General features: G+C 41.7%; 21 protein-coding genes. 7 read left to right on the top strand and 14 right to left on the bottom strand.

All coding sequences use genetic code 11. The features are described 5' to 3' along the window. The first annotated feature begins 263 nt into the window (after window positions 1–263). From FTU65_RS10510 to FTU65_RS10495, 4 genes are all read left to right on the top strand, one after another. Window positions 264–1,253 carry a putative oxygenase MesX gene (locus tag FTU65_RS10510; protein WP_180011151.1) on the top strand — a complete coding sequence of 330 codons (990 nt, stop codon included), beginning with the start codon at window positions 264–266 and terminating at the stop codon, window positions 1,251–1,253. A gap of 293 nt (window positions 1,254–1,546) precedes the next feature. Beyond that, a complete protein-coding gene (locus tag FTU65_RS10505; RefSeq protein WP_078193780.1) occupies window positions 1,547–2,575 on the top strand; it encodes a methionine synthase in 1,029 nt (342 codons plus the stop codon). Window positions 2,576–2,679: 104 nt separating this feature from the next. Beyond that, a complete protein-coding gene (locus tag FTU65_RS10500) occupies window positions 2,680–3,174 on the top strand; it encodes a flavin reductase (protein ID WP_180011153.1) in 495 nt (164 codons plus the stop codon). A gap of 45 nt (window positions 3,175–3,219) precedes the next feature. Beyond that, window positions 3,220–4,020 carry a sulfite exporter TauE/SafE family protein gene (locus tag FTU65_RS10495; protein WP_078193778.1) on the top strand — a complete coding sequence of 267 codons (801 nt, stop codon included), beginning with the start codon at window positions 3,220–3,222 and terminating at the stop codon, window positions 4,018–4,020. Between the two features lie 140 nt (window positions 4,021–4,160). Here FTU65_RS10495 and FTU65_RS10490 read toward each other — a convergent pair whose 3' ends face one another. The 7 genes from FTU65_RS10490 to FTU65_RS10460 form a co-directional block, all read right to left on the bottom strand. Beyond that, window positions 4,161–4,490, bottom strand: a complete 330-nt coding sequence (locus FTU65_RS10490) for a multidrug efflux SMR transporter (RefSeq protein ID WP_117007380.1) — start codon at window positions 4,488–4,490, stop codon at window positions 4,161–4,163. 7 nt (window positions 4,491–4,497) lie between these two features. Further along, complete coding sequence (locus FTU65_RS10485; protein ID WP_180066768.1) at window positions 4,498–5,379, bottom strand: hypothetical protein; 882 nt, start codon at window positions 5,377–5,379, stop codon at window positions 4,498–4,500. Then, window positions 5,376–6,392, bottom strand: a complete 1,017-nt coding sequence (locus FTU65_RS10480) for an isopenicillin N synthase family oxygenase (RefSeq protein ID WP_180066766.1) — start codon at window positions 6,390–6,392, stop codon at window positions 5,376–5,378. Before FTU65_RS10480 ends, FTU65_RS10485 begins: the two co-directional genes overlap by 4 nt. 81 nt (window positions 6,393–6,473) lie before the next feature. After that, window positions 6,474–7,355 (bottom strand): ABC transporter ATP-binding protein, encoded by an 882-nt coding sequence (locus FTU65_RS10475; RefSeq protein WP_180066764.1) that lies wholly within the window; start codon window positions 7,353–7,355, stop codon window positions 6,474–6,476. Next, window positions 7,355–8,299, bottom strand: coding sequence for an ABC transporter permease (locus FTU65_RS10470; RefSeq protein ID WP_180005635.1), 945 nt, complete (start codon window positions 8,297–8,299; stop codon window positions 7,355–7,357). The genes FTU65_RS10475 and FTU65_RS10470 overlap by 1 nt, the downstream gene beginning before the upstream one ends. Window positions 8,300–8,486: 187 nt before the next feature. Beyond that, complete coding sequence (locus FTU65_RS10465) at window positions 8,487–9,188, bottom strand: Sir2 family NAD-dependent protein deacetylase (RefSeq protein WP_180011160.1); 702 nt, start codon at window positions 9,186–9,188, stop codon at window positions 8,487–8,489. A 104-nt stretch (window positions 9,189–9,292) separates the two neighbouring features. Next, entirely contained in the window at window positions 9,293–10,228 is a 936-nt protein-coding gene (locus tag FTU65_RS10460; protein ID WP_180004399.1) for a LysR substrate-binding domain-containing protein, read from the bottom strand. 246 nt (window positions 10,229–10,474) lie between these two features. Between FTU65_RS10460 and FTU65_RS10455 the strand changes: the two genes are divergently transcribed. The 3 genes from FTU65_RS10455 to FTU65_RS10445 all read left to right on the top strand — a co-directional run bounded on the left by FTU65_RS10455 (window position 10,475) and on the right by FTU65_RS10445 (window position 14,622). Then, window positions 10,475–11,695 carry an acyl-CoA dehydrogenase gene (locus FTU65_RS10455; protein WP_078193771.1) on the top strand — a complete coding sequence of 407 codons (1,221 nt, stop codon included), beginning with the start codon at window positions 10,475–10,477 and terminating at the stop codon, window positions 11,693–11,695. Window positions 11,696–11,904: 209 nt separating this feature from the next. After that, window positions 11,905–13,332 carry an MFS transporter gene (locus FTU65_RS10450; RefSeq protein WP_180065409.1) on the top strand — a complete coding sequence of 476 codons (1,428 nt, stop codon included), beginning with the start codon at window positions 11,905–11,907 and terminating at the stop codon, window positions 13,330–13,332. A gap of 51 nt (window positions 13,333–13,383) precedes the next feature. After that, a complete protein-coding gene (locus FTU65_RS10445; RefSeq protein ID WP_180065411.1) occupies window positions 13,384–14,622 on the top strand; it encodes a CaiB/BaiF CoA-transferase family protein in 1,239 nt (412 codons plus the stop codon). A gap of 125 nt (window positions 14,623–14,747) precedes the next feature. Here the strand turns inward: FTU65_RS10445 and FTU65_RS16350 are convergent, their stop codons facing one another. The 7 genes from FTU65_RS16350 to FTU65_RS10410 all read right to left on the bottom strand — a co-directional run bounded on the left by FTU65_RS16350 (window position 14,748) and on the right by FTU65_RS10410 (window position 20,368). Further along, window positions 14,748–14,984, bottom strand: coding sequence for a hypothetical protein (locus FTU65_RS16350; RefSeq protein WP_257222993.1), 237 nt, complete (start codon window positions 14,982–14,984; stop codon window positions 14,748–14,750). Between the two features lie 276 nt (window positions 14,985–15,260). Further along, window positions 15,261–16,040 carry a 3-oxoadipate enol-lactonase gene (pcaD, locus tag FTU65_RS10435; protein ID WP_180011170.1) on the bottom strand — a complete coding sequence of 260 codons (780 nt, stop codon included), beginning with the start codon at window positions 16,038–16,040 and terminating at the stop codon, window positions 15,261–15,263. Between the two features lie 66 nt (window positions 16,041–16,106). Next, window positions 16,107–17,312, bottom strand: coding sequence for a 3-oxoadipyl-CoA thiolase (gene pcaF, locus FTU65_RS10430; protein ID WP_180004403.1), 1,206 nt, complete (start codon window positions 17,310–17,312; stop codon window positions 16,107–16,109). Between the two features lie 124 nt (window positions 17,313–17,436). Next, window positions 17,437–18,087 (bottom strand): 3-oxoacid CoA-transferase subunit B, encoded by a 651-nt coding sequence (locus tag FTU65_RS10425; RefSeq protein WP_180065412.1) that lies wholly within the window; start codon window positions 18,085–18,087, stop codon window positions 17,437–17,439. Window positions 18,088–18,106: 19 nt separating this feature from the next. Further along, the gene (locus FTU65_RS10420) at window positions 18,107–18,793 is read right to left on the bottom strand and encodes a 3-oxoacid CoA-transferase subunit A (protein ID WP_078193765.1); all 687 of its coding nucleotides are present in this window, start codon (window positions 18,791–18,793) and stop codon (window positions 18,107–18,109) included. Window positions 18,794–18,947: 154 nt separating this feature from the next. Next, the gene (gene catC / locus FTU65_RS10415) at window positions 18,948–19,238 is read right to left on the bottom strand and encodes a muconolactone Delta-isomerase (protein WP_180011176.1); all 291 of its coding nucleotides are present in this window, start codon (window positions 19,236–19,238) and stop codon (window positions 18,948–18,950) included. A 20-nt stretch (window positions 19,239–19,258) separates the two neighbouring features. After that, entirely contained in the window at window positions 19,259–20,368 is a 1,110-nt protein-coding gene (locus FTU65_RS10410; RefSeq protein ID WP_180065414.1) for a muconate/chloromuconate family cycloisomerase, read from the bottom strand. Window positions 20,369–20,440: the final 72 nt, after the last annotated feature.

The raw sequence follows: 20,440 nt of genomic DNA, 5'->3' as shown, positions 1-20,440 counted from the left end.
AAAATTCTGATATGAATACGCAAACAATAAAATCATAAGATATTGTTTATACAATAATTAATTGAATATTATTCTTTGGGGTGATCAGTTTTAAAGTGCGCTCATTGAGCTAAATTGAAATAAATTCATCTTATAAAATTACCAAACATGAATTTCACTCATTTTGGATTGAGGTTAAATCATTTTTATTCATCTTAAGATTCACGTATAAATTACTCCATACAGAAATTTTGATTATTTTAATTTTAGGGTAGTGAATCTCCATGAGTAATAAATTTGCATGTTCAATCAAACGTATCCGCTTTGATGAAAACTATAAACCAGCAGACAATACACGTCTAACAACGAACTTTGCCAATTTGGCGCGCGGTGAGCACCGTGAAGAAAACTTACGCCGTACATTGGCAATGATTAATAACCGCTTCAATACTTTGGCCAGCTGTGACAACCCAAATGCTGACCGTTATTCACTTGAAATTGACATCATTTCTGCGGAGCTGGATGTAGAAGGCAATGGTCAAACTTTCCCGTTTATTGAAACATTAAAAAGCACCATCATCGACCATAAAACCAATGAACGCATTGAAGGCATGATCGGCAACAGTTTTTCATCGTATGTGCGTGACTATGATTTCAGTGTGGTATTGCCAGCACTCGGCTGCAAGTTCAATGAAAAACCTGAAGATTTTGGCGATTTACACGGCAAGCTTTATCAACACTTGATCAATTCAGACGTATTCAAAGCTGAATTTAAAAAACAGCCTGTCATTTGTTTAAGTGTTTCAACGACAAAAACTTATTACCGTACTGCAAATGTGCATCCGATTTTAGGTGTGGAATACACCAATGATGACTATTCACGTACCGATGATTATTTTGCAAAAATGGGCTTAAGTGTTCGTTACTTCAAACCTGAAAATGCGACAGCGCCATTGGCATTCTATTCAGCAAATAACTTGCTGAGCGACTATACAGATTTTGAACTGATCAGCGCGATCAGCACCATGGAAAGCTTCCAAAAAATCTACCGTCCTGAAATTTACAATACCAATGCGACAGCAGGTTTAGTTTATCAACCAAGCTTAAGCTTCGGTGATTACTCATTAACCCGTATTGTGTATGACCGTGTTGAACGTGGCCAGTTGGCAGTTAAACAGGGCAAATGGACAGAAGAGAACTTTATCCAGCCATATAAAGACATTCTGAATGAGTGGGCGGCTAATTATAGTATTGAAAATGCAGACGCGGCTTAATTTTAAATCACGAATGATTTAAAGCAGCTGTTTTAAAGAATATGTTTCATGCATCAGTTAATTTTTGATCAATATTTATTTCATAAAGAAATTTCCCTCTCCTTTTAAGGAGAGGGTTAGGGAGAGGATTTATATGAAAAGTGCCCTCATCCTCTTGCGGAGCATGCCCCTCATCCTCTTGCGGAGCACGCTCCTCATCCCAAAGGGAGAAGGGACTCTCAATATGAATTTAATAATCAATTGATGACATTTTGTTTTTGCGAAATTTAGAATATAGAGATAGAAGATCGAATATGGCCATTTTACTCCCAACTTCAACTGCTGGCAGCTTACCTAAACCATCTTGGCTGGCTGAACCTGAAAAATTGTGGTCAGCATGGAAACTTGAAGGCGAAGAATTATTAGATGCAAAACGTGATGCGTTGAAATTATCTTTGCATGAACAAATCCATGCAGGCATTGATATTGTCAGTGATGGTGAACAAACCCGTCAGCATTTTGTGACCACATTTATTGAACATCTTGAAGGGGTAGATTTCGAAAAGCGTGAAACGATGCGTATTCGTAATCGTTACGATGCAAGTGTCCCGTCTGTGGTGGGCGAAGTATCGCGTAAGAAAGCAGTGTTTGTTGATGATGCAAAATTCCTACGCAGCCAAACCAATCAGCCGATCAAATGGGCACTGCCTGGCCCAATGACGATGATTGATACTTTGTATGATGGTCATTACAAGAGCCGTGAAAAATTGGCTTGGGAATTTGCTAAAATCCTGAATCAAGAAGCGTTAGAGCTTGAAGCGGCAGGCGTAGATATCATTCAATTTGATGAGCCTGCGTTTAACGTATTTTTTGATGAAGTCAATGACTGGGGTATTGCGACCTTAGAGCGTGCGCTTGAAGGTTTGAAATGTGAAACTGCTGTTCACATTTGCTATGGTTATGGCATCAAAGCCAATACCGATTGGAAACAGACTTTGGGTAATGAATGGCGCCAATACGAAGAATCATTCCCGAAACTGCAGCAATCTAAGCTCGATATTATCTCGCTTGAATGCCAAAACTCTCGTGTACCGATGGATTTAATCGAACTGATTCGCGGTAAAAAAGTGATGGTTGGCGCCATTGATGTAGCAACCAATCAGGTTGAAACAGCAGAAGAAGTAGCTAATACATTACGCAAAGCATTGCAGTTTGTAGATGCCGACAAGCTATATCCTTCAACAAACTGCGGTATGGCGCCTTTACCTCGCCAAGTGGCGCAAGGCAAACTAAATGCGTTAAGCGCAGGCGCTGCCATTATTCGCCAAGAATTGACCGCATAAATTCGAGCTGACTCGGTTTCATGTAAGGGCAATAAGTAAATTAAATTTGCTATTGCCCAAACCTGAGAAAGAGATAAGCCATATAGACCATTGAGATTGAAGAGATGATTGAAGCAACTGATTTTAGAAATGCAATGTCTTTATTGACGACTGCAGTCAACGTGATTACGACTGAAGGCGAAGCAGGCATGCATGGATTTACAGCATCAGCAGTATGCAGTGTGACAGATACACCGCCAACTTTGCTGGTTTGTATGAATCAATCCTCTCGTTCTCATGCGCATTTTCTTGAAAATAAAGTTCTGTCTGTCAATGTTTTGGGCGCACGGCATGAGCAAATTTCCAATGCTTTTGCTTCAAGCAAATTCAGTTCGGAAGAGCGGTTTAAATTGGGTTCTTGGACCACATTAGAAACAGGTTCACCAATACTCAAAGATGCTTTGGTCAGTTTTGACTGTCAGATTGAACAGATTCAAGAAGTGGGTACGCACAGTGTGTTTATGTGCCGTGTGGTCGCAATCAAGCAAAGTCAGCAGGAAGAGAGTTTGGTGTATTTCAACCGTGCTTATCATGCTGTAGGTCAAGTGGAGTTGGCTTAAACCAGTCAGACTTCTTCAATACATCACTTTAAAAGTATCTATTTCGTGGAACTCATTACTTTCTTAATTATTGGCGCATTTGCAGGTTTTGCTGCGGGGCTGTTTGGTGTCGGTGGTGGCACCATCATTGTGCCATTGCTCTATATTGTTTTTAGCCAAATGGGCTATAGCCCTGATGTGATTATGCATTTGGCGCTTGGTACATCTTTGGCTACGATTGTGGTGACATCGATCAGCTCCTTAATGGCGCACAATAAAAATGGCGCTGTGATTTGGCCTGTATTTAAAAATTTAGCTCCGCCAATGGCGATTGGCTGTTTTGCAGGCGCGGGCATTGCAGGCTGGCTGTCAGGTTTGCATCTGCAAATGATTGTCGGTGTGTTTTTACTTTGGGTGGCTTATAACATGTTTATGGGTGCAAAAAAGCCAGTCGATCCCAACAAAACACTGCCATCTACAGGCAAGCAAATTGTGGCGGGTTCGGGTATTGGCGTTGCATCGGCCATCTTCGGGATTGGCGGCGGCAGTATTACGGTACCGTATTTAACGGCAAATGGCGTGGTGATGCAAAAAGCGGTCGGGACGTCTGCGGCTTGCGGTTTACCCATTGCCATTGCTGGTGCATTAGGCTTTATGTTTTTTGGTATGCAACAGCAAGTTGAAATTCCAAATACCATTGGCTTTATTCATATCTATGCCTTTTTGGGCATTAGTGTGATGAGTTTCTTTACGGCTAAATATGGCGCGAAAACTGCGCATGCGCTTTCACCAGCAGTACTGAAAAAATGTTTTGCGGTGCTGTTATGTATTGTTGGATGCTTTTTTCTAGTGAAAGGCATTTTATAGAAGCCGACTGATCACAGTTAATTCATTCGAAACGTATGCTCTAGTGTGCAACAGCAAGCTAGAGCATTTTTATCTATAGCAATTTAAGTCTTTAAAATTTCAGAGATATTATTTAAAAACTTCATTTCAAAACTGACATTTCAAAGCTCTGTGCTTTTAGAAAAAACATTAATAATCACAATGCCTAATAAAATAAAGGCCAAACCAATCATGGCAGGCAGGTCTAAATTTTGTTTAAACACAACCCAGCCCACACATGAAATAAGCACAATGCCTGCAGCGGACCACATGGCGTAGGCTAAGCCCATGGGAATCGATTTAAAGGTCAAACCTAAAAAAAAGAGCGCAATGGCATAGCCCAACACGGTAAAAATAATCGGTACTAGTTCGGTAAAGCCATTACTGGCTTTTAAGGCGGATGTAGCAATCACTTCGGCAATGATTGCAATGAGCAAATATATAAACGACATTGATTTCCTATAGGCATTCTACTGCATGGTGCAAGAGGTGCTGTTTTTCATTTCGTAACCAATCTGTGCTTTCTGTCGTGGTATCAGTGTGATGCTGAAATGCATAATGTGGAACATAAATATCCACCTCAAATATCAGCTGTATTGCTTGACCGTTAATAATTAGGTTTTGCTTTAAATGTGTTTCATCAATAAATTCAAAATGATCAAAATTAAGTGATTGATCTTGCTGAGAGGAAGTCGTTGTATAGTACTTATGCAGACCATCTACAGCGATGGATACTTCAAAGCTTTCAATCACCTTTTCATATATAGTAGGTGCAGATGATATGTTGATGCTGGCAACTGTTTGCTGATCTGTAGGTAAACGGCTCAGTGCGAAGGCCACATGCTTATCACAAATAATTAAACCGCCATCCATCGGCAATGGTTGATGACTTTCTACATCGAGGGCTGACTTCAAACGCAGGCCTAAAAATAGCCCTTCATGCACTTGCTGACGCCAGTCTTCGACATACGCATTGCTTGGAGAGAATTCTAAAATACAGTTGCCAATCGCATGCAACTTGGCAGGCTCTGGCCATTGCACATGATTTTGATAATTTGAGTGTGCTTTAACGTCCCAAGACAATAATTGTTGTTTAGCATCCCATAGGGTGTTACCAATCCAGCCTTGACGCTCATTCACTGGCGTATTTTCACGGCTTTTAAAACGTAGATCGATGGTGAAACTACGCGATTGAAACCAATAAACAATGGTTTTTTCATCCGTTAAACCATTCGAAAAACTAATACTTTTACGACGAAATGCACCATATAAATAGTCAGGAATAGGACCTGAAATCTCTTGGCTGGCTGGAAGCTGTGCTAAAGCCTGAAATAGATTCATGCACTTGCTCCTTGTATTTCCATATTTTCATCCATGCCAAATGAAGACAAAGGCACGGCATTTCTTAGACTTAGCTCTCCTGAAGCGATACGTTTTTTGAGATAACTAAAGGTTTGCGCGGTTTGATTAAATAAATGTTCACCACCAATTAAGGGTTGATATCTAGGCGTTTCAGTTGAATGTACTGGCTCAATGATCGTATCGTAATTGCAGGCGCAGAATAAGGGGAAAGAGTAGCGTTCTTCAGAGACTTTTTTAACACGGTGTTTGGTGGCCAAATATTTGCCATTCGACAAAATTTCCATCATGTCGCCAATATTCATCACCAAGGTATTTTCAATCAATGGAATATCCATCCATTCACCTTGTTTATTTAATACTTGTAAACCTGGTGCCGTCGGCAAGAGCAGTGTAAAACACTCATAGTCTGTATGTGCGCCAATACCTTCAGCGTCTTTCACTTCAGGGTTATACGGATAATGGATTAGACGCAGTTGGCTGGTCGGATGGGTAATTTTGCGCTCAAAAAAATGCTCATCTACATTCAAAGCTAAAGCAAAGGCCTGAAAAATCTGCTCACTAATACTGCGTAAATGGCAGTAATAATCACTGACGGTACTTTTAAATGTGGCATCATTTGGCCATAACGTAGGGCCCAGCAAGGGAAATGCCGTCGTTTCGCCGTGGTAATCATAATTGACGTCATAGGCTTCTTTTAAGTCGTAGCTGTTGCCTGCAAATTGTTCTTCACCAATTGGCACATAGCCACTATGATTTTTCGACAGCCCAATATAGTGTTGCATTTTACTGGCGGTATCTTGTTGAAAATAACGCTTTGCCACCTGAATCAGTGATGTCGCAAAATCAAAATTGAACTGATCGCCTTTTAAATATAGAAAACCAACATCTTTACAGGCTTGATCCAACGCGGTTGCCACCTCTAAGCGTTCTGACAGTACTGTGCTTTGCATTTTTGAAATATCAACAAGTGGCAAAACATAAGATTCATTCATCTTCAACTCCTATAATGTTGGCCGTCCAACGCTGTAGTACATCATTTAGGCCGTCCTAAAGATGAAGAGGGATTAATCCAGTTATTTTTGCGTACTGACTTGGGTCATACGCGGAATTTTCGGTAGGTTTTCCATCGCTGGGTCGAGCTCGTCTTCCTGCGCATGTACCAAGAAATCCACCCGTTCGCGCAGTTGTTTAAATTCAGGACTCAGCATGAGTTCAGGATTACGAGGACGGGGTAAATCGACCTCAATTATTTCTTTAATTTCACCAGGATTGGCTTTGAGCGCCACAATACGATCCGCCAATAAAATGGCTTCATCCATGTCGTGGGTCACAAAAATGATGGTGATATCAATGTTTTGCCAAAGATCCATTAAATGTTTTTGCATTTTTTGACGGGTATGCGGGTCAAGCGCGCCAAACGGCTCATCCATCAATAATATTTTTGGTTCATTGACCAATGCGCGGGCAATGGCAACGCGTTGTTTCATCCCGCCAGAAAGCTGATGCGGATACTGATCTTGGTATTTGTCTAGACCAATAATATCAATCCATTCTCGGGCGCTGGATTCGGCCGAAGCATTGCTGGCACCTTTCATTAAAGGGCCAAACATCACATTTTCTTTGACCGTTTTCCATGGAAAAAGCGTGTAGCCTTGAAACACCATGCCACGCTCAGGGCTTGGGCCTTCAATCGCTTGGTCATCGACCAGCAATTCACCGCTACTGTAAGGATCAAGCCCAGCCACAATTCGGCTAAAGGTTGATTTACCGCAACCCGATGGGCCAATCACGCAGATAAATTCACGTTTATGAATCTTTAAATCCAACTGATTTAAAATAGTGCGTTCAGTTTTGCCGTGCTTGAAACTTTGTGTAAGTTTTTTTGCTTCTAAAATGACAGGGCGTGCATAAATTGCATCGAAATAAGTGGTGGCATTAAACTCTGTGCTGTTCATTATTTTGCTCCTGCTTTCCATTTAAATAGACGTTGACCGAGTTTCATTAGCACCACATCGCACACCAAACCAATCACCCCAATGATGAGGATTGCGGCATAGACATTGTCAAAGTTTTGGTAACGCGCTTGTTGGGTGATAAACCAGGTAATCCCAGAGGTTGTGCCGATCAGTTCAGATACGATCAGATAGGTCCAAGCCCAGCCGAGCAATACACGCAAGTCGCGGTAAATATCAGGAAGCGCTGCTGGAATCACCACATGAAATAAGCTTTTCAATTTATTGGTGCCCAGCGTAAAACCTGCTTCGATCAGGCCACGGTCAACCATCCGTGTGGTATTGGCAATAATCAGAATTTGCTGAAACAGCGTACCAATCACGATAATGGCGATTTTAGGTGCATCATTAATACCTAAAATCGCAACGGCTAATGCACCAAAAGCAGGAGCGGGCAAGTAGCGGAAAAACTCAACAAAGGGTTTGGTCAGTTGTGATATTTTTTGAGAAAAACCGCAAAGAATACCCAGCGGAATACCGATGAGAGAGGCAATAAAAAATGCGCTGAACACAATTTTAATACTGTGCCATAAGCTTTGATGAAACCATGGGGCATCAGGCTGAGCTGGTGGAGTTATAAAAGCCGTAACTAATGCTTTTGCCACTTCATGCGGTGCAGGTAGATAGATTGGATTGACCAGTTTACCTTGCGGCGGTTCTGCGCCTGCATTGACCGCAGATTGCGCTTCAGCATAAAACACCGCTTTGTCTACACGGCTATCCACCTGAAAATAAGGCACACTGCCAGACTGAGTAATTTGCACCTGCGGATGCCATAAAAATGGCAAATAACTCACTGCACACCAAATGAGCACAGGGATTAAAAATGATCCTAAGCCAAGCAATAGCTTACTTTTTGGACTGAGCTCTCTTGCGACATAACCCATACTGACCAAGCCCCAATATTACTTTTTTAATAAAACGTAATACCGTTAAGCAATTTGAATGCCAAACGCGTGTATGCCGTGATTTATTGGTCTTATGCCAAGTTAGATAGGCTATAAACAACAAAAAGCCTGCAAAAGTAGCAGGCGATATCATTTTTTTGATCGATACTGATGCCAAAATGTACTTTTATGGCGCAAGCAATTGCAAAAAAAGTTTTTTCATTCCTTCACTCGCACCCGCTTTAATCAGTTGATACTGCTCAGGTACACGCTGATAATCTGCTTTCGGGTCGATATAAAAGGCACGGCAGTTGGCTGGGATTTCGTGAATCAATCCAGCCACAGGATAGACAGCCAGACTCGTACCAATCACAATAAAAATATCTGCTGTTTGCACACTCACACTTGCATCTTCGTAGGCAGGAACTGCTTCGCCAAACCAGACCACATGTGGCCGTAAAGGATATCCTTCAGGGCATTTATCAGTATCTAAGTTTAAATCAGCACCTTCAATGGGAAACAATTCCTGCGTATATTGCGCCTGAGGGCCAGAGCTTTTTGCGTAACGAATATTTCCATGCAGATGTAGTACATTTTGACTGCCTGCACGTTCATGTAGGTCATCAATATTTTGAGTAATGACTTGTACATCAAAAAAATCATCGAGTTCAGCAATTAATTTATGCGCTGCATTTGGCTCTGCGGCTAAAATATGTTTACGGCGTTCATTATAAAAACGCTGTACTAAAGAAGGGTCACGTGCCCAAGCTTTAGGTGTGGCCACATCTTCAATACGATGCTGCTCCCAAAGACCATCACTATCACGGAAGGTATTGATGCCGCTTTCTGCGCTCATGCCGGCACCTGAAAACACCACAATTTTTTGCATAGATATTTAGCCTTATATTTTAATTGATGAGTCCATTGCGTACGGTTGCATGTATTGAACGAATAATTCAGCGAATTTACTGTACTCAAAATATAGCGATTACTTCAACTTAGCTGATGCAATTCTTGTAGCACCCAATCGACAAATTTTTGTATTTGCGGTGAACTGTCTTGGCTCGAATGGACTAAATAATATTTTCGGCTACCGTGCAGTTTTTTATTTGATGCAATCACCAATTCTTTTTTTCTCAGTTCTGCTTCAATCAGCATTTGTGGAATCAGTGCCATACCCATGCCATGACTGGCGGCCACAGAAAGCATGGAAAAAAGTTCATGTCGCTGACCATCGAAAGGTTTGGGATGCTGAATCTGATGGGCCTGAAACCATTCTTGCCAAATACTTGGACGGGTGGTTTGCTGTAATAAGGGCAATTGAAGCAATTCTTCATCGCTTAAATTAAAACTGTGATCATCGGTCATTTCCGCAAGTGGAAAGTTGTTTTCAATCAATTTGGGGGAGCAGACAGGAACTACTTCCTCATCCATTAAATAATGCGCTTGAATGCCAGGCCAATGCTCAATTTGCTGTTGCGTTCCTGCAAAAATAGCTGCGTCAAAGACATTTTCATTAAACAAAAAAGGTTTGGTACTGGTTTCCAAATGCACGGTAATTTCAGGATGCTGTGAATTTAATTTATGTAATTTTGGCAACAGCCAACGTGTGGCAAACGTTGGCACAACGCCCAGCTTTAAAGTACCACCTAAGCCTTTGTGCGTCATGATATCAGAGGTGCTTTTTTCGATGCCTTGCAAAAAGGGTTTAATACTTTTTGCATATTGTTTGCCTGCTTCTGTGAGATCGACACCGTGACGTGTTCGGCTAAATAGCATGACACCTAAGTACTCTTCAAGCTGCTGAATTTGGCGTGACACGGCACTTTGCGTAATAAATAACTCTTGAGAAGCATGCGTATAGCTTGCGTGTTTTGCAGCAGATTCAAAGCAAATTAAGCTTTGCAATGACGGAATATTACGCCGCATAGATAAAGTCCTTTTTATCGATAGGTATCACAAAATGGCATATAAGAATGATTTTCATATACCACTATAGTCTATAAATAAAGCAATCCGCAGTTCAAATCAGTGGCTAAAGTGCTTAACACGCCGTGAACAAAGCTCAGGTATGCGAAAGGCGCATATCTACATGCAAATTAATCGTTTGAATGAATCACTTTTCACACATAGCATCGAATAAAACAAAGAAAGCCCGAAAAAGCAGAGGATGCGATGAATCAAATGGTCAATGTAAAAAAACCAAAAGTACAATTTAACTGGCAAGATCCGTTTCTTTTGGAACAGCAATTAACTGAAGAAGAACGCATGATTCGCGATACTGCGCATGCATACTGTCAAGAGCGTTTACAGCCACGTGTACTCGAACAATTCCGCCATGAAAAAACCGATGCATCTATTTTCCGAGAAATGGGCGAACTTGGCTTACTTGGCCCAACGATTCCAGAGCAATACGGCGGCGCAGGTCTAAACTATGTTAGCTATGGATTAGTTGCACGTGAAATTGAATATGTTGATTCTGGCTACCGTTCAATGGCCAGCGTGCAAAGTTCTTTGGTGATGGTGCCGATTAATGAATTTGGCTCTGAAGAGCAAAAACAGAAATACCTACCAAAACTGGCAACAGGCGAATACATTGGCTGTTTTGGTTTAACTGAACCAGATCATGGCTCTGACCCAGGTAGCATGATTACTCGTGCAAAAAAAGTCGAAGGTGGCTATCGTCTCACGGGTGCAAAAATGTGGATTACCAACAGCCCAATTGCCGACGTGTTTGTTGTTTGGGCGAAAGAAGTATCGCCTGAAGGTAATGTTGGTGACATTCGTGGTTTTATTTTAGAAAAAGGCTGGGAAGGTCTATCTGCTCCTGCAATTCACGGTAAAGTTGGCTTACGTGCATCGATTACCGGTGAAATTGTGATGGACAATGTCTTTGTCCCTGAAGAGAATGCTTTTCCAGAAGTACGTGGTTTAAAAGGTCCATTTACCTGTCTAAATAGTGCTCGTTATGGTATCGCTTGGGGCGCAATGGGCGCAGCTGAGTTCTGTTGGCATACAGCACACCAATACACCATGGACCGTAAACAGTTTGGCCGACCATTGGCAGCGAATCAGCTGATTCAAAAAAAACTTGCAGATATGCAAACTGAGATTGCCTTGGGTTTACAAGCTGCGCTTCGATTTGGACGTATGAAAGATGAAGGCATTGCTGCTGTAGAAGGCACATCATTAATTAAACGTAACAACTGTGGCAAGGCTCTAGATATTGCCCGCGTAGCGCGAGACATGATGGGCGGAAATGGCATTTCTGATGAGTTTGGTGTTGCCCGCCATTTGGTTAACCTCGAAGTCGTCAACACTTATGAAGGAACGCATGATGTACATGCGCTGATCCTTGGTCGTGCGCAAACTGGCATCGCGGCTTTTGGTAACTAATTGAATTTCATATCGATAAGGTGCTCTATATAGAGTGCCTTAGAGACTTTTCATGCAAAAATAAACTTAATCAATAAAGGATTCATCGTGAAACACTCTTGTAACTCTGTGCAATAGCCTGAGCAGTGATGAAATAAAAAGAATAAAAAAGGCAAATGTGCAGACATAGGAATGCCGATGACTCATTTGGGAAAATGAGGAACAAGGAAATGAATAACGAAATGCAAAACGGAGCAGGAACGCTCAAATTGCCTTCTAACGTGGGCACGATGCATCGTATTACCAGCAACACTTGGAAAATGGCTTTTATTTTTGCCTTTATTTCATTGGTGATTGATGGTGTAGACATCATGTTGCTGTCATTCAGCCTGACCAGTTTAAAGGCTGAATTTGGTTTAAGTACATTTCAAGCCGGAATGCTCGGCAGTTCTTCTTTAGCAGGGATGGCGCTGGGTGGTATTTCGGGTGGATGGGCGTGCGATAAATTTGGCCGTGTGAAAACTATTGCTTGGTCGGTCGTATTTTTCTCAATCATGACCTGTATTTTAGGCTTTACCCAAAGCTATGAACAATTTTTAATTTTACGTTTTATTGGCGCATTTGGTCTGGGCTCACTTTATATGGCGTGTAATACGCTGATGGCAGAATATGTACCAACCAAATACCGCACAACAGTACTTGGGACTTTGCAGACGGGTCAAACTGTGGGGTATATCGTTGCAACGCTGATGGCGGGTGCCATTATTCCAGATCACGGCTGGCGCATGCTATTTTATGTCACGATTATTCCTGCTGCTTTTGCCCTGATCTTTATGCGTTTTGTTCCTGAACCAAAATCTTGGCAGGAAGCAAAAATTGAGCAGCTAAAACGCCGTGAATTAAAACTTGAACCTGTACAGCAGCAAGCTGCAGTCAATCAAAATGCATCTTCTGAAAGTATTTATAAACGTATTTTTGGACACACTAATCATCGCAAAATGTTCTTCTTTTGGATGTCGACCGCTGCATTTCTACAATTCGGTTATTACGGTGTTAACAACTGGATGCCAACGTATCTAGAAACTGAACTCAGCATGAACTTTAAAGCCATGACAGGCTACATGGTAGGTGCATATACCGCCATGATTATGGGTAAAATTTTAGCCGGCTATGCCGCTGACAAGTTCGGACGTCGTATTACCTTTGTGTTTGGTACGGTAGCTACGGCAGCATTTTTACCGATCATCATTTTCTATAACACACCAACCAACATTGCCTATTTACTCGTAACTTTCGGTTTCTTATACGGTATTCCATACGGTGTAAATGCAACTTATATGGCAGAAAGTTTCTCTACGGATGTGCGCGGTACAGCCATTGGCGGTGCTTACAATATGGGGCGCTTAGGCGCAGCCATTGCACCAGCAACCATTGGTATGATTGCCGCAGGCGGATCGTTCACTATGGCCTTTATTGTGATGGGTGCTGCTTACTTTATTGCAGGTGTTATTCCAGGCTTGTTCATTCGTGAACGTCAATATGACCCGCAGCAAGCATCACTTTCTTCAGATGCGGAAAAAGAAAAACTGGCCAGTTTAGATATACATGTAGCTGATGCAGAGCAAAAAGCGTCTGCAAAAACTGCAACAGTAAAATAATTAAAAAGATCTGTGCCATAGCTCAATACTATGGCACATCTGGAGTGAACTATGGGTGCATTAAAAGGAATTCGTGTATTGGACTTAAGCCGTGTTTTAGCAGGTCCTTGGTGCGGTCAAATATTGGCTGATTTAGGTGCAGAGGTAATCAAAATTGAGCGTCCTAAAGTCGGGGATGATACCCGTATGTGGGGACCACCTTGGATGCCAAATCAGCAAGGTCAAGCGACGAAAGAATCAGGCTATTACCAATGTGCGAACCGTAATAAATATTCTGTAGCCATTGATATTGCCAGTGAAGAAGGGCAAACCCTAGTCCGTGAAATTGCCCAAACTGCAGATGTCGTGATTGAAAACTACAAAGCAGGTTCACTTGCCAAATATGGTTTGGATTATGCATCGCTCAGTGCGCTAAATCCAAATATCGTATATTGCTCAATTACAGGTTTTGGTCAGGATGGGCCACGCGCGGAAGAACCGGGCTATGACTTTATTATTCAAGGTATGTCAGGTTTGATGAGTATTACTGGTGAATCTGATGATGTAATCGGTGGAGGCGCACAAAAGGTGGGGGTCGCTGTGGTCGATATTCAGACCGGACTGTACTCAACGATTGCCATTCAGGCGGCATTGTTGGCGCGGCAGCATACAGGCCGTGGTCAATATATTGATATGTCCTTACTAGACGTACAGGTGGCGGCTCTGGCCAATCAAGGCATGAACTATTTGACCTCGGGTAAAGCACCCAAGCGTATGGGAAATAATCACCCGAATATTGTGCCGTATCAAACTTTTAAAGCCAAAGATAAGGAATTTATTATTGCCTGTGGTAATGACAAGCAATTTAAAGACTTGTGTATTGCGATTGGCTATAAAGAACTGCTAGATCAACCAAACTATTTACGTAATCAAGATCGGGTAAAGCACCGTGAAGAATTAATTCCATTATTGAGTGCCTATTTTCTCACTCAAGATGCTCAAGTTTGGGTCGATGCGATTCATGCGGTAAAAGTGCCAGTCGGTGTAATCAACTCTGTAGAAGAAGCATTAAATGAACCACAAATTCAACACCGTCAAATGGTGGTGAATATTCCACATGCTTTAAATCATGATTTTAAAGTGATTGGATCACCGATGAAATTATCTGATACGCCTGTGGAATACCGTCATGCACCTCCACAGTTAGGGCAGCACACGACAGAAATTTTGTCCCAATATAGAACTGAAGCTGAATTAAATGAATTGGCTGCACAAGGCATCATTGATCAACTCAATCATCCTGCAGCTTAAAATTTCATGGGATTATTCTTCAAACTATTCTTCAATATATGGGCTTAAACGCCTATGTGGAATGAGTGGAGTTAAAAGTTTAGACCGAAGGACTCCAATACTTCGGTCTTTTTCAATATCAATATTCATTTACGGAGTGCTTTTAATGTTAATTTTCTAGATAAAGTATAATTATTCATCAAAGCTTGGGCCTGCAATACGGTCTTTATTTTTTTGTATGAAAGAGATGTCCATACTTTTGCGCCTTGATATTTTTTCTTTAAGCTATAACTTTCAAATTCTGGATTATACACAAACCAATTTCCGCAATGCTGCACGCAATAAGCATTTATATGCCTATTTTTCAAGTCTACTAATTGCACAGAAAGATTTCGATACCATCTCCATTGACGAGAGTATAAGTCTTTATATCCTTAATACGCTGAGTTTTAACATCTGCATAAGAAATCGTAGAACTAAAGCCAATGATTAAACTAAAAAGTAATATTGATCCGTTTTTTATATAGATGAACCATTCTTCTAATTGTCCATTTATTTTAAGAACGGACATTAAATCAAAGCCTTCAAACGAAATAAAGCCCTGCACAATGGCAAGGCTCTATTTTAATAACATTACATTGAATTTGTTCAGCTGCATATTATTGCTGTATAAAATTCTGCAAAGCCTGATTAAATGCATCTGGCTGTTCAATGTTTGAAATATGCGATGCATTAATTTCAAATAATTGGCTATTTGTAATGTGTTCTTGCATAAATTGACCATCTGCAACTGTAGTTACAGGGTCTTGTTGACCTGCAATAATTAATACAGGTACGTGAATAGACGAGATTTCATTGCGTAAATCCGCTTTAGCCAAAGCTTCACAACAACTTGCATAACCTTCTGGGCTGCCAGCTCCGAGGTCGTTACTCAAAGATTGTACAGTTGCCGTGTTACTTTGGATAAAGGGTTCTGTAAACCATCGTGATGCTGCCGTTTCTGCAATTGGTTTCAGACCTTGTTGACGGACTAACTGTGCACGTTCATTCCAAGCTGATTCTTGCCCAATTTTTGCAGCGGTATTGCATACAATGACATGGTTAAAGCGTTCAGGATGATGTATTGCAAGCCATTGACCTGTTAAACCACCCATCGATATTCCACAAAATGTGGCCTGTTGAATATTTAAATGATCCAATAAATGGATGACATCTGTACCCAATTGATCAAGGCTATAAGGCCCTTGAGGGGCAGAAGATGCACCATGACCACGTGTATCATAACAAATGACAAAATAATCCTGCTGCAGCGCCTCTATCTGAGGCTTCCACATGCTGAACTTTGTGCCTAAAGAATTAGAAAAGACAATCGCAGGTTTATTGGTATCACCAAAAGTTGCGTAATTAATCGTTGCATCATTGGATATGAATGTAGGCATATTTTGAATCCTTAATTTTATAAATCTCCTAAATCCCCCTATGAGAAGGAGGACTTTTATTGAGGATTAAACACGTTCAATAATCAAAGCGATGCCTTGACCGACACCAATGCACATCGAACAGAGGGCATATTGACCTGAAATTGCCTCAAGGTGATTTAACGCAGTCATAACTAAACGGGCTCCAGATGCACCTAAAGGATGCCCCAAAGCAATAGCGCCACCGTTTGGATTGACATGTTTAGCGCCATCTTCCAAACCTAGTTCACGGGTAACCGCTAAGGCTTGAGCCGCAAAAGCTTCATTCAGCTCGATTACATCCATTTGTTCAAGGCTTAGACCTGTTTGAGCTAACAACTTTTTTATGGCAGGCGCAGGACCAAAGCCCATGATTTTGGGTTCAACACCCACCACCGTTGCCGCAATAATTTTGGCCCGTGGCTTTAACTTAAATTTGTTGACAGCATTATCAGAAGCAATCAGTAGTGCAGCTGCACCATCATTGATCCCTGAAGCATTGCCCGCAGTGACCGTCCCATCTGCTTTCACCACAGGTTTGAGTTTTGCTAAGCCTTCTGCTGTCGTCGATGCACGTGGATGCTCATCTGTATCGACTATCAGTGGGTCGCCTTTACGCTGTGGAATGATTACAGGGATGATTTCTTTCTCAAAAAAACCATTGGCTTGTGCAGCGGCTGTACGGCGCTGACTTTCTAAGGCAAAAGCATCTTGATCTTCACGGTTAATATTGAATTGTTCTGCCACATTTTCAGCGGTTTGAGGCATGGTTTCCACGCCATACATTTGCTTAAGGATTGGATTGATAAAACGCCAACCCATGGTGGTGTCTTCTATCTTTTGGCTGCGTCCATAAGCACTTTCCGATTTACCCATAACAAAGGGCGCACGGGACATACTCTCTACACCGCCGGCAATAATTAAGTCTGCTTCATTTGCTTTAATTGCACGGGCTGCCATCGCAATCGCATCAAGTGATGAACCACAAAGTCGGTTTACAGTTGTAGCAGGAACTTGAAAAGGTACACCTGCAAGTAGCGACGACATTCGTGCAACATTACGGTTATCTTCACCGGCTTGGTTCGCGCAGCCGTAAATCACGTCATCCACTGACTCCCAAGCAATACTTGGATTTCGCTGCATCAGTGCCTTAATGGGTAAGGCACCGAGGTCGTCGGTACGCACTGCTGCCAAACCGCCCGCATAGCGACCGAAAGGGGTGCGGATTGCATCAATAATATAGGCATTTTTCATTTTATAAATCCTAAAAACTCAGCTCCTCCCTTTTAACGGGAGGTTGGGAGGGATTTACAGGAAGTTAATTTTTTAAATTAATCCTCCCTAAATCCCTCCTTTAATCAAGGAGGGACTTTTTGCTTTAAGCTGTCGCATCAATCAGCTTCGCACCTGTCATTGACTGTAATTCGTCAAAGCTCAGCCCCGCAACTTTTTCAATCACTTTCATGCCTTCAATTGTTACATCAATCACGCACAAATCTGTGTAAATACGATCGACACATTGCAGGCCTGTCGCAGGGTATGACAATTCGGCGACAATTTTCGGTTCACCTTTTTTGGTCACATGGTCTGTAGTAATAAAGACTTTTTTCGCCCCAACAGCCAAATCCATTGCACCACCTACAGCAGGAATTGCATCTGGCGCACCAGTATGCCAATTTGCTAAGTCACCATTTTGGGCAACCTGAAAAGCGCCTAATACTGCAATATCTAAATGACCGCCACGCATCATGGCAAAAGAGTCACCGTGATGAAAAAAGCAGCCACCCGTTTGCATAGTGACAAACTCTTTTCCTGCATTAATTAATTCAGGGTCTTCTTCGCCTTTAGCCGGAGGAGGACCAAAAGCCAAAAGGCCATTTTCTGAATGTAGAAAAACATCTTTGTCTGTTGGTAAATAATTTGAAATTTTAGTGGGCAAGCCAATGCCTAAATTGACATAAGCGCCATCTGGAATATCTTGTGCAACACGTTCAGCAATTTGATCACGGGTTAATTTGGTATAGCTCATGGTTCTTTCCTCACGTGATTTATGCAGATTGCTCAAGCTGTGCAGGTTGAACAGCCACAACATGTTGTACAAAAATGCCAGGGGTAATAATGTGCTCTGGGTCCAATGCACCAAGTTCAACCACTTCTGAGACTTGAGCAATCGTCACATCTGCCGCCATGGCCATAATGGGGCCAAAGTTACGCGCTGATTTGTTGTAAACCAAGTTGCCCCAGCGGTCGCCCTGATGAGCTTTGATTAAAGCAAAATCAGCTTTAATTGGATTTTCGAGAACAAAATCTTTGCCTTCATAATTGAGTGTAGGTTTGCCTTCTGCCAGCAACGTACCGAAACCAGTTGGTGTATAAATTGGACCCAACCCCATACCTGCAGCCTGAATACGGCAAGCCAAATTACCTTGTGGTACAAGCTCAAGTTCTATCTTTCCTGCACGATATAATTCATCGAACACCCAAGAGTCGGATTGGCGAGGGAAAGAACAAATCATCTTACGGACAGCACCAGCTTTGAGTAATTTAGCCAGTCCATAGTCACCATTCCCTGCATTGTTGTTGACGATGATGAGATCTTTGATGCCAAGTTCAATCAGTCCATCAATCAGTTCAGCAGGCTGACCAGCCGTACCGAAGCCGCCAATCATAATGGTAGATCCATCCTTAATTTGAGAAAGTGCTTCTGTTAAGGAAGCGGTACTTTTATCAATCATGCTACGATCCTTCATCAAGAACGATAAAACTATTTACCTGACTAACCACTTCAGTCATACAAGGCAGATAATCTTTTATTTCAAATATTTACAAACTTAAAAATGCATATAAATGGATTCTAATCATGTGCTACACAATTGGAATCCAATCACATCAGCTGTCATCACCACGAACAGAAGAGGGATGACGATTTAAAGCCATAACTTCAATATTCATATACGGGTAAAGGGGAAGCCCTTGTAAAATGTTGTGTAACTCTTCATTGCTTTCAACATCAAAAATACTGATATTTGAATATTGACCGGTAATGCGCCAGATATGACGCCATTTGCCTTGACGTTGTAAATCTTGTGAATAAGCCTTTTCTACAGCTTTAATTTCATTGGCTTTTTCGACTGGCATATCTAATGGAATATTGACATCCATGCGTACTTGGAAAAGCATTTCTTACTCCTAGCTAAATGTTATTTGCGACGTAAGTCATCAATTTTGTTTTCATCAATTTCAATCCCTAAACCCGCTGTGGTCGGAATCTTGAGTTCGAAATCTTGATATTGAAGTGGGGTTTTTAAAATTTCTTCAGTTAGCAGCAATGGACCAAAAAGCTCTGTGCCATAAGCTAAATTGTCAAATGTAGAAAATGCATGTGCCGATGCAATAGTGCCCACAGGGCCTTCAAGCATGGTTCCACCATATAAATCGATACCCGCAAGTTTGGCGATTTTAGAAACCTCACAGCCTTCGATTAAACCGCCAGACTGTGCAACTTTGACTGCAAAAACAGAGGCAGAATTGTGCCGAGCAAGTTGATATGCCGTTTGAGGCCCCATCAGTGATTCATCTGCCATAATGGCTATATCAAAACGACGAGTTAAGCGGCGCATCGCGTCAATGTTATCGATCGCGCAAGGCTGCTCAATCAGGTCAACACCACCATCTTGTAACAACTGAATGCCTTTAATGGCATCTAATTCAGACCAAGCACGGTTAACATCCACACGGATAGAAATGTCCGCACCTAACGCTTTTTTAATGGCTAAAACATGTTCAACGTCGGCTTCAACGGGGCGTGAACCGATTTTAAGTTTGAAAATATTATGTCGTTTTGCCGCAATCATTTTTTGTGCTTCGGCAATGTCTTTTTCTGTATTGCCAGACGCAAGTACCCAAAGAACAGGTAAGCTGTCACGTAAGCGCCCGCCCAATACTTCGCTTAAAGGCAAATTTAAACGCTGCGCCAAAATATCGAGTAGCGCCGTTTGAGTGGCACATTTAGCAAAGCGATTGCCGTTAATATTACGTTTAATGGCTTGCATGGTTTGAGCAACATTCAAACCAGTGAGGGTTTTCAGTAAAGGACTAAAATAAGTTTCAATATTGGTACGAATGCTTTCAGGGCTTTCTTCACCATAGCCTAGACCACCAATCGTCGTCGCTTCACCCCAACCGATATAACCATCTTCGGTAGTGATTTTAATCAAAACAAGGGTTTGCGTTTGCATGGTTGCAACAGCCATCTTGTGCGGACGGATTGTTGGGATTTCCACGAGCAGGGTTTCAATCGACTTATACATCTTGCATATTTCTTATCTATCCAACTATTTATATACCCTAATTTAATGTAATATCTTTAACTAGAGCGATTT

It is taken from the genome of Acinetobacter sp. YH12129 (assembly GCF_013418685.1).
Classification (GTDB): Bacteria; Pseudomonadota; Gammaproteobacteria; order Pseudomonadales; family Moraxellaceae; genus Acinetobacter; species Acinetobacter amyesii.
Note: the sequence above shows the minus strand (reverse complement) of the source record. Positions and strands in the feature narration are given on the sequence as shown.